This is a genomic window from Nonomuraea harbinensis (genome assembly GCF_019396385.1).
Taxonomy (GTDB): domain Bacteria; phylum Actinomycetota; class Actinomycetes; order Streptosporangiales; family Streptosporangiaceae; genus Nonomuraea; species Nonomuraea ferruginea.
Window position 1 is genome coordinate 70,254 of the sequence record NZ_JAHKRN010000040.1, and the last position, 11,696, is coordinate 81,949.

Genomic DNA, 11,696 nt, shown 5'->3' on the forward strand with positions numbered 1-11,696 from the left:
ATGCGGAATCAGGGGCTGGGCTCGTGGCCGGCACGCAGGACCCGGATGACGCCCGACGGGGTGGCTCTCACGTACCGGGATGACCGGCGCACCTACCGCGAGCTGGCCACGCGGGTGGACCGGCTCGCGTCGGCGCTGCGCGCGCTCGGCGCGCGGCGCGGCGACCGGATCGCCTACCTGGGCGCCAACCACCCGGCGCTGGTCGAGACGTTCTTCGCGGCCGGGGCGCTGGGCGCGGTCTTCGTGCCGCTCAACACCCGCCTGGCCGCGCCCGAGCTGGACTACGTCCTGCGCGACGCGGGCGCGGAGATCCTGCTGCTCGGCGAGGGCCACGACGGCGCCGGGCTGCCCGGACGGCACATCGGGGCGGGGGAGTACGAGGACCTGGTGGCCTCGGGCGACCCCGCGCCGCTCGACGAGCCCGTGGCCCAGGACGACATGTGCCTGATCATGTACACCTCGGGCACCACCGGGCGGCCCAAGGGCGCCGTGCTCACCCACGCCAACCTCATCTGGAACACCTTCAACCTGCTCGTGGACGTGCCCTTCCGGCATGACGAGGTGACGCTGATCAGCGCCCCGATGTTCCACATCGCCGCGCTCGCCCAGACGCTCGTCCCCACCGTGCTCAAGGGCGGCCGGGTCGTCCTGGAGCCGTCCTTCGACGTCGGCCGCACCTTCGACCTCGTCGAGGCCGAACGCGTCACGGTCATGTTCGGCGTGCCCGCCATGTTCACCTTCCTCGCCCAGTCGGACCGCTGGCCGCACGCCGACCTGACGAGCCTGCGCCACCTGTTGTGCGGCGGTGCCCCGGTGCCCGAGCCGCTCATCCGCCTCTACCAGGACCGCGGGCTCACGTTCCTCCAGGGCTACGGCATGACCGAGACCGCGCCCGGCGCGCTGTTCCTGGCCGCCGAGCAGTCGATCGCCAAGGCGGGCACGGCCGGCGTCCCATGCTTCTTCTCCGACGTCAAGCTGGTCGCCCCCGACGGCTCTCCCGCCGCGCCCGGCAGTCCGGGCGAGGTGTACGTGCAGGGCCCGAACGTCACGCCCGGCTACTGGAAGCGGCCCGAGGAGACCGCCGAGGTGCTGTCGGACGACGGCTGGTTCCGCTCCGGCGACATCGGGGTCGCCGACGAGGACGGGTACGTGCGCATCTCCGACCGGATCGGCGACATGTTCATCTCCGGCGGCGAGAACGTCTACCCGGCCGAGGTGGAGAGCGCCCTTTACAGCCATCCCGCGGTCGCCGAGGTCGCCGTCATCGGCGTCCCCGACGACAAGTGGGGCGAGGTCGGCAAGGCCCTCGTCGTGCTCCGCCCCGGCGCGGGCGCGCGGGCCGACGAGCTGATCTCCCACCTGTACGGGCGGCTGGCCCGCTACAAGATCCCGAAACACGTGGAGTTCGTGCCCGAGCTGCCCAGGAACGCGGCCGGCAAGCTGCTCAAGACCCGGATCAGAGCCCTCTATGGCGAGGCCGGCTCCGGCCCGCCCGATCCCCGTGACACGAGGAGATGACCCCGCATGCGCACCTCACCGCCGTTCCGCGCGGACCACGTCGGCAGCCTGCTGCGACCCCAGCGGCTGCTCCAAGCCAGGGAGACCCTGTCCGGGGAGGCGCTGCGCGAGATCGAGGACGAGGCGATCCGCGAGGTCGTGCGCAGGCAGGAGGAGATCGGCCTGCAGTCGGCCACCGACGGCGAGTTCCGGCGCGCCTCCTGGCACATGGACTTCATCTACCGGCTCGGCGGCATCGGCCAGGCCTCCGACGAGCACATCACGGTCCGCTTCCACAACGAGCGGGGCGACATCGAGTTCACCCCCGCCGCCCTGCGCGTGCACGACAGGATCCGGCTGGAGGAGCCGATCTTCGCCGGAGACTTCGCGTTCCTGCGCGACACCGTCACCACCGCGGTGCCCAAGCTGACCATCCCTTCGCCCAGCATGGTCCACTACCGCGGCGGCCCCGCCGCCATCGACCCGGACGTCTACCCGGACGTGGAGGAGTTCTGGGCCGACCTCAGCGCCGCCTACGCCGAGCAGGTGCGCCGCATCGGCGAGCTGGGCTGCACCTACCTGCAGTTCGACGACACCAGCCTGGCCTACCTGAACGACCCCGCCCAGCGCGCCGAACTGGCCGGACGCGGCGACGACGCCGATCACATGCACCTGCGCTACATCAAGCAGATCAACGCCGCGCTCGCCGCCAAGCCCGAGGGCATGACCATCACCACCCACATGTGCCGCGGCAACTTCCGCTCCTCGTGGGCGGCCGCCGGGGGCTACGACTTCGTGGCCGAGGCGCTCTTCTCCGAGCTGGCCGTCGACGGGTTCTTCCTGGAGTTCGACGACGAGCGCTCGGGCGGCTTCGAGCCGCTGCGGTTCGTGCCGCCGGGCAAGATGGTGGTCCTCGGGCTCGTCACCACCAAGCGTGGCGAGCTGGAGTCGAAGGACACCCTCAAGCGCCGCATCGACGAGGCCGCCAAGTTCGTCGACCTCGACCAGATCTGCCTCTCGCCGCAGTGCGGCTTCTCCTCGACGGTGGAGGGCAACGTGCTCACCTCCGACCAGCAGTTCGCCAAGCTGGCGCTGATCGCGGAGACCGCCCGGGAGGTGTGGGGCTGACGGCCGGTCCGGACGCCCTCGTCGGCCCCTTTTTCGATGAGGGTACGGCTGGACGCCGTTATCTTCTCTGTGAACGAGAGGGTGTTCATTTATCCGTTTTTATTGTGATTAATTCTTGAGGTACTCCGCCGCCGGGCAATGGGCCGATCTGACCCGCACCCTCCCTGACCGGGCCCCGCCACCGAGGCCCGGTCTTCCCGCGTCCGTCAGAGGCGGGGCTCCGCGCGGTTGAGCACGACCACCACCACGGGGCGCCCGGCCTTCCCGGCGCAGGGGCCGGCGGCGTGTTCGGCGGGCGCGGCGAAAGGGCGGGCGTTGACGAGGCGCCCGCACTCGGGACCGCCGGACTGCCGGTCGCACGAGGGGCGGGCCGGGAGGCCGAGCGCGGTCATCAGCGCGTGGGCGCCGGTGTTGGTGAGGCTGACCGGAGGTCCTGCCACGGCCTCCGGGCGCGCACCGCGGGCGGCCTTGCCGCGCCGGGGCGGTGGCTCGCCCCTGGCCCTGAGCAGGCCGAGCATGGTGAGGAGCACGACGAAGCCGCCGATGACGCCGGAGACCTCGTCGGCCGCGTTCGTGCCGCGCACGAGGACGGTGACGCCCAGATACACCAGCCCGACCGAGGCCAGGAGGGCGGTGAAGACCTTTATCGCTCGATTCTTACGGTTTTTCGGCATCGGAATCGTGTCTCGGCTTTCCCTTTAAGCGGTCGTTTCACCGTGATCTGACGAGGGTCAGCCGAGTTTCGCCGAAGTGTGGTCGTCACGATTCCGCAACGTTGAAAGTTGTACGAGAAATGCTGGGCGACATTTCGAGAAATGTCAGGTTGTCGAGCAGGAAAGGGTGGGCGCGGTATTCGTGCCGCTCCATGACGCCAGGAAACCGAAACTCGTCGACGCGGCGGGGACGAGGAGGGCGTTCCAGCCGACGTGCGTCACGGTCACGTTCGCGCCGGAGGCCGCCAGGGTGCCGTTCCAGATCTGGGTGACGCGCTGCCCGTCGGCGAACGTCCACGACACCCGCCACCCGCTCGTCGCGGCGGCGCCGGTGTTGGTGACCGTCACCTCGCCCTGGAACCCGCCCTGCCACTGGTTCGTGTTCCGGTACACGGCGGTGCAGCCGCCCGGCGGCGTGACCGTGGGGGTGACCGTGGGGGTGACCGTGGGGGTAACAGTGGGCGTGACGGTGGGCGTGACCGTCGGCTGCGGGCCGGACAGGACGTCCACCAGCGCCGGGTACCACCGGTCGGCGATCTTCCGGTCGCCCGCCGCGTTCGGGTGCACCCCGTCGTAGGTGTCGGCGCTCGTGCTGAACCCCGTCCACTGGTCGACCACCACCACCGGAGACTGCGCGGTGGAGATGCCCGCGGCCCAGGCCGGGATGGCGTTGTTGAAGGCCACGACCCGCTGCGCGCACTCGCCGCAGGTGCTCGGGTTCATCGGGATGATCTGCGCGACCAGGATCCTCATCGCCGGGTTGCTCGCCCGCATCTGACCCACCAGCGTGGTGAACGCGCCGAGGATGGTGGCGGGCGCGACGTTGCTCCACACGTCGTTCGTGCCGAAGTGCATCAGCACGACGTCCGGCCTGGTGGCCGCCAGCCAGCCCGGCAGCTGGTTCTGGCGGGCCACGTTGGTGACGAGCGCGCCGCCGTGCCCCTCGTTGTCGCCGTCGTACGCGACCGAGCAGCCCTGCGGAGGGAGGGTGCCGACGAAGTCGACGTCCTGGTAACCGGTGTCCTGCAGCCGGTTCCACAGCAGCGCACGCCAGCAGCCGGGGGAGCCGGTGATCGAGTCGCCGAGAGGCATGATCCGGGTCGCGGCGGCGCCCGCCGCGGTCCCGTTCGCGGCCACGAGCATCGCCGCCACCAACGCCAGCACCGCCACCAGGATGACCCGCGCCCTCGCCATCGCCCGCTCCCGTCGTCGCCTCCGCAGATCGTAAGGAGCCCGATCCGCCCCGGAAAGGCGGCCGGCCACCGCAAGGGCGTGACCTGCGCGGATGGGCGGGGAAGCGCTGTAACTTTCAGGATCCGCGCCGGCGGGGGAGGCCGTTCCCTCGTCCGGTTGACGGGTAAGGGGACCCGGAGCCATCGGAAAGCACGGAGTCATCGGAAAGGGGGACTGATGATGAGCGGCATGGGCGACTGGGCCAAGAAGGCCGAAGACCTGGCCAAGGAGAACCCGGACAAGGCCGACGAGATCCTCGAGCGCGGCGAGCAGGCCGCCAGCGAGAAGACCGGCGGCAAGTACGACGAGCAGATAGGCAAGGGCGTGGACGCCGCGCAGCGCCGCTACGGCGGCGGCAAGGGCGAGGGCGAGGACCAGCCCGACCAGCAGCAGGGCTGACAACCCTCCGGGACCCGCCCTTTCCAGGTGGGTTCCGGCCCGTCCGGACCCCGGGCACGGGCCGTCACGGCGAGGAGAGCCGGTGAGCACGGTCACGGTCTTACCTGTATGCCTACAAGGCGGACGGCGCTTCCTCGCCGCCGTCGAGCGCGGAGATCACCGGCCCGCGAAGATGTCCTCCGGCAGCAGCGCCGACACCAGGAAACTGGGCACGTCCACGAGCTGGCTGACCCGCAGGTCCACCGCCACGCTGCAGATCGCGTACGCCTGCTGCCTGTCGAATCCCCGCTCCCCGAGGTGGTCGATCATCGCGTGTCCACCGGGATGTAGAGGCGGCTGCCCGCGCCGAGCTGCTTGATGTCGACGTTGCCCGCCTGCTCGCGGGGCGGGATGGTGCGCAGGGCGCGGGTGGCGATGGCCGGGTCGCGGGGGACGGCGCCGTCGGCCGACGGCGGGAGGACGAAGCCGCCGCGCTCCATCGACGCCTGCTCGCGGGCGGTGGTCCTGGCGAGGCTCTGGTGACCGGGGGACAGGCCGATGGTGCCCATGAAGGGCGCGGCGGGGATGCGGACGCCCGGCAGGCCGGGGGAGTACGCCCAGCCGTCCGACAGGTGCCAGCGCACGATGTACGGGTCGGGGAACACGTCGCGGAGGAAGCCGAAGCCGGGCACCTGCACCGTGTAGCCGTAGGTGCCGGGCACGACCTCCAGGATCTCGATCTCCAGCAGGTCGCCAGGCTGGGCGCCGTCGACGTAGACGGGGCCGGTGAGCGGGTGGACGACGTCGAGGTCGGGGGAGCCGACGGTCTTCAGGGTGGCGTCGGGGCCCATCTGGCCGTCGAAGGCGTCGCGGGTCTCCATGACGACCTCGTCGCCCGGCTGGACACGCAGGATGGGCGGGATGTCGGGATGCCACCGGTTGTGGCCGGTGGCCGGCTCCTCGGCGAGGGTGCGGTTCGGGTCGATGCGGAGCTCGTGGACGGCCATGTCAGGACCCCCTCAGGGTACGGGGACGGCGGGGATGGTCACCGGGCCGGGCAGCGGGTTCAGCACGTCGGCCTGGGAGACGCCCGCCGGCAGGACGACGTCGAGCGCCTTCGGCACCGCGCCAGGGGCGGACGAGCAGATGGGCTCGGCGCCGCCCGGCGCGCACACGCCGAACTGGAACGGCTGCGGCGTGGGGGCGAAGCCCCTGGCCTGGTCGGCGCTGAAGCCGTCCTGGCCGGTGAGCACGACGGCGAAGCGCCAGCCGGGGCCCGGCGTGCCGAACGACGCCCGGGGCAGCGCGACGGTGATCGTCCTGGTGGCGCCCGAGGCGCGCACCGCGGCGCCCGGCAGCGCGGTCCCGCCGGCCGTCACCCACACGGGCGCGGCGAACCCCTGCGCCTCCACCCGCTGCGTCCACGGGTCGGCGAGGCGGTGGTTGCGCTGCGGGAACGCGGCCTCGGCCGACCGCTCGGCCACCTGCGGGTCCTGGACGTAGACGTCGAGCAGCTGGGCGCCCATCTGGTTGCCGAAGGTCGGGGTGAGGTCGCGTACCTCGGCCCGGAGGTAGACGGTGGTCTCGTCGGTGATCACCTGGAAGCGGCGCAGGTCGAACGCGCCGTCGTGGAAGTCGGGCGAGGTCGGGTAGGCGTACGTGCCGGGCCCGTGGTCGTCGCCGTCCGGGTCGGTCACGTCGAGCACGGTCGTGGCCCCGGTGATGTCGCCGACGACCGAGCGGCGGGCGTAGGCGGTGCGGTCGTCCGCGGTCGCCGTGACGACCAGCGCGACCTCGCCGAACGAGACCGGCGCCGCGGCGGTGAACGAGCCGTCGGTACGGGCCCGTACCGACACCAGGCGGGCTGGGGCGCCCGTGTCGACCGGGGTGGCGGCGACGTCGACCCGTGCTCCCGGCGCGGTGGTGCCGGTGACGGTGACGGAGGTGCCGGAGGGGGTCGCGCCGTCCTCGGGGGCGGTGACCGTGAGGGGGACGGTTCCCGGCATGCCGTGGTCGGCGTAGCGGCGGCGGACCACCTCGGGCTGCTCCAGCGGGCGGCCCTCGGCCAGCGACAGGATCAGCCGCAGCTCCTGGGCCTGCGCCCAGGTCAGCGGCGAGGCCGAACCCGCGGGCCCGCCGGTCGTGAAGCCGATGGAGGCGGTCGCCGGGTCGGACCCGTACGGGGAGGCGGGCAGCGCGGGGTTCTCCCACGTCTGCTCGGGGACGAGGCCGGTGCCGGAGGACATGGCGTGCATGGCGTCCAGCAGCGATCCGGCGGTGGCCCGGTCGCCGGTCTGCAGCGCGTGCTCGGCGCGCTCGCCGGACAGGACGGGCCACAGGTGGCCGGAGCCGGTGTTCGTGGTGGGCCACGGGCTGCCGGTGGGCGCGCAGGCGGTCGGGTCGGGTTCGTAGCAGTCGCCGTAGCCGTCCTCGGTGCCCTCGGTGCCGGAGCCGTACCGGTACCAGCCGGGGCCGTTCGGCGTGGTCCGCCGGATGACCCGGTCCACCACCTGGAGACTGGCCAGCACGTCCGGGTCGCCGGGCGGCAGGACGCCGAGCCTGGTCAGCTCCAGGAAGCCCGCGTCGACGACCCGCCGCTGGTCCTCGGTCGGCGCGCCGTTGCCCAGGTTGTAGGAGTCGGCGGCGTCCGGGTCGCCGTGGCGCGACAGCCGCAGGAAGTAGCGGTCCGCGTACGGGCCCGTCGTGGTCACGGTCCAGCCCTTGACCGAGCGGGCGAAGTGGTCGGCGGTCGCCCGGTAGAGCCTGGCCCTGGCCGGGTCGTCCTGCCGGGAGGCGATCTCCCCGGCGGCGACCAGCCCGGCGATCTGGGAGGCGATCGTGGACGGCGAGTGGCCCGACTGCTCCTCCCACCGCTCCACGCCGAACGCCGGCCCGTGCGCGACCACGAAGTCCGCCGCCGCCCGCACCCGGGGCCACAGCTTCCGGTCGCCGGAGAGCCCCGCCTGGTAGGCCATGAGGATCGGGAACGCCGTCTCGTCGAGCTGGTCGCCGCCCGAGTCGGGGGCGAGCCTCCCGTTGATCAGCGAGTTGCGCGGCATCCGGCCGTCGGGCAGCTGCTGGCGCTCGAACAGGAAGCGGGTCACGGCCCGCGCCGTGGCCAGGTCCCCGGCGGTGAGGAACCCGGTGAACGTCTCGTACGCGTCGCGGGCGAACACCTGGCGGTACGAGCCGAAGTAGACGGCCCGGCCGCCCACCACGGTGCCCGCGTCGACGGCCTGCCCCCACGGGCTGCCCAGCGAGGCGACGACCGCGCCGGGGAACGTCTTGTCCTCGCTGGCCTTGAGCACGTTCGCCGACAGCCGGTAGCGGTCGGCCAGCGGTCCCGGCGGGCGCCGCAGCCCGGCGTCGTAGACCGTCCAGCCCGCCTCGTACCGGGCCAGCGTGGCCGCGAAGGGACGCCCGGCCGCGTCGCCCGCGGTGCGCAGCGCGGCGGCCTTGGTGCGGCCGAAGCCGAGCGCGAACGTCACCTCGCCCGACCGGTCGAGCGGCAGCCGGGCCGCGGCCACCACGTTGCCGTCCGGGGCGGTGGTGTACTGGGTGAGCGAGCGTGCGCCGTCGAGCTGGACGGCGCCGTCGCTCCCGGTGCCCGCGTAGCCGACGCTCGCCTCCGGCAGCCGCCGCTCGGCGCGCAGGGCCAGGTGGGTGGGCACGGCGTAGTCGCGGCCGGGCGCGGACGTCACCGTGTTCAGGTCGGAGACCACCGGCGCGCCGGTGGCGGCGTCGACCGTGCCGCTGTCGGCGCCGCCGTTCGCGGTCCCGCCGCCGCCGTTGCCGTTCACGCTCGCGTCCAGCAGCGCGTACAGCCGCAGGTTCGCGGGCCGCAGCCGGGCGCTGACCACGACGGCGTCCCGGTCCGGGTCGGTGACGTACGTGGTGGTCAGCCGGTAGCGGCCGGCCCTGCTCGTGGCGGTGACGGTGCAGGCCATGCCGGAACGGCTGGTGGTCACCTCATAAGTCGTGTCGCGGGACTGCAGCTCGGTGAACGTGCGGCCGTCGGTGACCGCGAACCGCATGGTCTCCACGTTCGTGTTGTCGATGGCGGGCTCGTACACGTCGGACAGCACGCCGCCCGCCACCGTGAACCAGACCTTGGACTCGCGGCCCGCGGACGTGCCGACGCAGTCCTTGCGCGCGAGCCCGAAGTGGGACGCCGAGCCGGGTCCGCCGGGCGCGGGGGCGGCGTGCGCGGGCAGCGGCGGCAACCCGGCCAGCGAGGCGGCGACGACCAGGGCGAGCGCGAACCGGCGGACAGCAGCCATGCGAAGCTCCCTCTGGAACCGCACGCGCCCCGCCCCGTGCCTGGTAATCCCCTTTGCAGACAAGACCGTCACCGCCCGCGTGTCAACCCCGCGGGTGAGCCGCCACGCTGACGGGGCAGGGGCGACCGTCATGAAGAAGACACTGCTGGCCACGGCGCTCGGCACCGCCGCCGCGGCCGCCCTGGGCGGGATCGCCACCAGATCGGGGCGGCCCTGGTTCCAGAAGCTCGACAAGCCCTCCTGGCAGCCGCCACCGGCCGCCTTCCCGCTGGTGTGGAACCCGCTGTACGCGCTCATCGCCTACGGCGGCGCCCGCGCCCTGGACCGGGCGGGCGACGAGCGCGCCGCCCTCGGCCGCACGCTGGCCGCCAACCTGGCGCTGAACGCCGCCTGGCCGGCGCTGTTCTTCGGCGTCCGCTCGCCGCGCCTGGCGCTGGCGGAGATCGTCGCGCTCAACACCGCCAACGTGCTGCTCGTGCGCAAGGCCATGCGCGCCGACCGCACCGCGGGGCTGCTCCTGGTCCCGTACGCGACGTGGACGGCGTTCGCCACCGCCCTGAACGCGGAGATCGTCCGGAAGAACCCCGAGTAAAGATCAGTAGATTCAAACATTAAGTAGCCAATCCCTCACTATGGGTACTGATCACTTCGGATGATCACATCACCGCCCTCAGGGGGATGCATGTACAAGTACGCCATGACCGCACTAGCCACCGCCGCCACCAGCGTGCTGCTGGTCGCGGGTCCCGCGGCAGCCGAGGACGCCGGCCAGTGCGCGCCGGCCGCGGCGGGCTCCGTCCCGAAATCCGGCTCCGTGGGCGGCGTGACCGCTCCGGCCCACACCGCGGAGACCCAGCGGTTCGTCGAGAAGCTGGTCCAGGTGGTCCAGCCGGGCCCGGCGGCACCAGTGCTGGACGAGTCGGGCGCCAAGGCGCTGCTCGGTCAGCTCGCCTGCCAGTCGGGCGCCGACGGCCACGTCGCGCGGACGGCCGACAACGAGGAGGAGAACTGCATCAGGTACCGGGTGGGCCCCGGCTGGTCGCCGAACTGGCCGATGCTCGACGCGCTCGGCGTCAGGGAGCTCATCGAGCGGTCGTCGGGCACCGCCTCGGTCTGCGTCGGCGACCCGTCGATGCTGCCCGGCACCACGGCCGTCCAGCCGCAGCCCGGCCCGCAGGCCGGGTCCGCTTCGCAGGCCCTGTCCGACGACCCGACCCCGGCCCCGGCCGCGCCGGGCACCGACGCCCAGCCGCAGCCCGAGCCCCAGGCCCAGCCGCGGCCTGAAATTCAGCAGCAGGTCCAGATCCAGCCGCAGGTCCAGTGGCAGGGCCGGGGGCAGCAGCGGGCCCAGGCTCAGGTGCAGCCGTACCAGTACTCGCAGGTCTACGTGCAGCCGAACGGGCAGTCGCTGATGGAGAGCCTCGGCATCGGCCTGCTGCTGCGCGGCATGGTCGACGACGACTGACGGCCGCGGCCGGGCGCCGGGTTCGGCGCACCCGGCGCCTGACACCGTACGGGTGACAAGGTCAGGCGACAGGTGAAGAGAACCGGCGCCCGCTGAGGCCGTACGCTGCTGCGCATGGTGAATCGGGTGATCGACGGCCGATTCGAGCTCGTGGAGCGGCTCGGCGGCGGGGGCATGGGGCTGGTGTGGCGGGCCTGGGACCAGGCGCTGCACCGGGAGGTCGCGCTCAAGGAAGTGCGGCCGCCCGACCCCGCCCTGGGCGACCCCGACCCCGCCCGGGACCGCGAGCTGCGCGCCAGGGTGCTGCGCGAGGCCCGCGCCCTGGCCCGGCTCAACCACCCGCACGTCGTCACCATCCACCACATCGTCGACACCGGCGAAGACGGCTTCCCCTGGCTGGTCATGGAGCTGGTGACCGGCGGCTCGCTGCAGGACCGGCTGTCCGACGGGCCGATGGCCCCGGCGGAGACGGCCCGGCTGGGGCGTGAGGTGCTGTCCGCGTTACGCGCCGCGCACGCCGTCGGCATCCTGCACCGTGACGTCAAGCCGGGAAACGTCCTGCTCCGCCCCGACGGGCGCTCGGTCCTCACCGACTTCGGCATCGCCGCCGTGCGGGAGTCGCCCGGGCTGACCGCGACCGGCTCGTTCATCGGCTCGCCCGAGTACATGGCGCCCGAGCGCATCAACGGCCACGAGGGCGACCCCGCCTCCGACCTGTGGTCGCTCGGCATGCTCCTGTACGTGGCCGTCGAGGGTCGCCACCCCCTGCGGCGCGCCACTCCGCTGGCCACCCTGGCGGCGGTGCTCAACCAGGAGGTGCCGGCGCCGGAGCGGGCGGGCGGCCTGACCCCGGTGCTGTTCGCCCTGCTCAACCGCGACCCCGCCGCCAGACCTGGCCCCGACGCCCTGGACCGCATGCTCGCCGCCGCCCACGACGCCCCGCCCCAGAACTTCTCCCCCCACCCAGGCCCGCCCTTGGCCCACCCACCCCACCCCCCCCAA

At 72.9% G+C, this 11,696-nt stretch carries 11 protein-coding genes; 6 read left to right on the top strand and 5 right to left on the bottom strand.

Annotated elements, in window-relative coordinates:
* Window positions 1–1,518 (top strand): acyl-CoA synthetase, encoded by a 1,518-nt coding sequence (locus KME79_RS32280; RefSeq protein WP_219548559.1) that lies wholly within the window; start codon window positions 1–3, stop codon window positions 1,516–1,518.
* 6 nt (window positions 1,519–1,524) lie between these two features.
* Complete coding sequence (locus KME79_RS32285) at window positions 1,525–2,625, top strand: 5-methyltetrahydropteroyltriglutamate--homocysteine S-methyltransferase (protein ID WP_148033286.1); 1,101 nt, start codon at window positions 1,525–1,527, stop codon at window positions 2,623–2,625.
* Between the two features lie 206 nt (window positions 2,626–2,831).
* On the opposite strand, the gene KME79_RS32290 is transcribed toward KME79_RS32285, so the two are convergent.
* A complete protein-coding gene (locus tag KME79_RS32290) occupies window positions 2,832–3,299 on the bottom strand; it encodes a hypothetical protein (protein WP_219548560.1) in 468 nt (155 codons plus the stop codon).
* A 144-nt stretch (window positions 3,300–3,443) separates the two neighbouring features.
* Entirely contained in the window at window positions 3,444–4,532 is a 1,089-nt protein-coding gene (locus tag KME79_RS32295; RefSeq protein WP_219548562.1) for a cellulose binding domain-containing protein, read from the bottom strand.
* Between the two features lie 216 nt (window positions 4,533–4,748).
* Here KME79_RS32295 and KME79_RS32300 point away from each other — a divergent pair, with 216 nt between their 5' ends.
* Window positions 4,749–4,970: an antitoxin gene (locus tag KME79_RS32300; RefSeq protein ID WP_219548564.1), complete on the top strand. Its 222-nt coding sequence runs from the start codon at window positions 4,749–4,751 to the stop codon at window positions 4,968–4,970.
* Window positions 4,971–5,126: 156 nt separating this feature from the next.
* Here KME79_RS32300 and KME79_RS32305 read toward each other — a convergent pair whose 3' ends face one another.
* The 3 genes from KME79_RS32305 to KME79_RS32315 are packed head-to-tail and all read right to left on the bottom strand — an operon-like array spanning window position 5,127 to window position 9,229.
* Window positions 5,127–5,279 (bottom strand): acetamidase/formamidase family protein, encoded by a 153-nt coding sequence (locus KME79_RS32305; protein ID WP_219548566.1) that lies wholly within the window; start codon window positions 5,277–5,279, stop codon window positions 5,127–5,129.
* On the bottom strand, window positions 5,276–5,956 hold the full coding sequence (locus tag KME79_RS32310; protein ID WP_219548568.1) for an acetamidase/formamidase family protein: 681 nt from the start codon (window positions 5,954–5,956) through the stop codon (window positions 5,276–5,278). The genes KME79_RS32305 and KME79_RS32310 overlap by 4 nt, the downstream gene beginning before the upstream one ends.
* A gap of 12 nt (window positions 5,957–5,968) precedes the next feature.
* Window positions 5,969–9,229 carry a glucodextranase DOMON-like domain-containing protein gene (locus tag KME79_RS32315; protein ID WP_219548570.1) on the bottom strand — a complete coding sequence of 1,087 codons (3,261 nt, stop codon included), beginning with the start codon at window positions 9,227–9,229 and terminating at the stop codon, window positions 5,969–5,971.
* A 130-nt stretch (window positions 9,230–9,359) separates the two neighbouring features.
* Between KME79_RS32315 and KME79_RS32320 the strand changes: the two genes are divergently transcribed.
* The 3 genes from KME79_RS32320 to KME79_RS32330 form a co-directional block, all read left to right on the top strand.
* Window positions 9,360–9,821, top strand: coding sequence for a TspO/MBR family protein (locus KME79_RS32320; RefSeq protein WP_219548571.1), 462 nt, complete (start codon window positions 9,360–9,362; stop codon window positions 9,819–9,821).
* Window positions 9,822–9,926: 105 nt separating this feature from the next.
* A complete protein-coding gene (locus tag KME79_RS32325) occupies window positions 9,927–10,694 on the top strand; it encodes a hypothetical protein (protein WP_219548573.1) in 768 nt (255 codons plus the stop codon).
* A gap of 114 nt (window positions 10,695–10,808) precedes the next feature.
* Window positions 10,809–11,696 (top strand): serine/threonine-protein kinase (locus tag KME79_RS32330; RefSeq protein WP_219548575.1); only part of this gene is annotated, 888 nt, incomplete at its 3' end.

Coding starts and splice junctions, on each gene's coding strand:
- KME79_RS32290 (WP_219548560.1), bottom strand. CDS start 3,299: ATGCCGAAAAACCGTAAGAATCGAGCGATAAAGGTCTTCACCGCCCTC.
- KME79_RS32300 (WP_219548564.1), top strand. CDS start 4,749: ATGATGAGCGGCATGGGCGACTGGGCCAAGAAGGCCGAAGACCTGGCC.
- KME79_RS32295 (WP_219548562.1), bottom strand. CDS start 4,532: ATGGCGAGGGCGCGGGTCATCCTGGTGGCGGTGCTGGCGTTGGTGGCG.
- KME79_RS32305 (WP_219548566.1), bottom strand. CDS start 5,279: ATGATCGACCACCTCGGGGAGCGGGGATTCGACAGGCAGCAGGCGTAC.
- KME79_RS32285 (WP_148033286.1), top strand. CDS start 1,525: ATGCGCACCTCACCGCCGTTCCGCGCGGACCACGTCGGCAGCCTGCTG.
- KME79_RS32315 (WP_219548570.1), bottom strand. CDS start 9,229: ATGGCTGCTGTCCGCCGGTTCGCGCTCGCCCTGGTCGTCGCCGCCTCG.
- KME79_RS32325 (WP_219548573.1), top strand. CDS start 9,927: ATGACCGCACTAGCCACCGCCGCCACCAGCGTGCTGCTGGTCGCGGGT.
- KME79_RS32320 (WP_219548571.1), top strand. CDS start 9,360: ATGAAGAAGACACTGCTGGCCACGGCGCTCGGCACCGCCGCCGCGGCC.
- KME79_RS32280 (WP_219548559.1), top strand. CDS start 1: ATGCGGAATCAGGGGCTGGGCTCGTGGCCGGCACGCAGGACCCGGATG.
- KME79_RS32310 (WP_219548568.1), bottom strand. CDS start 5,956: ATGGCCGTCCACGAGCTCCGCATCGACCCGAACCGCACCCTCGCCGAG.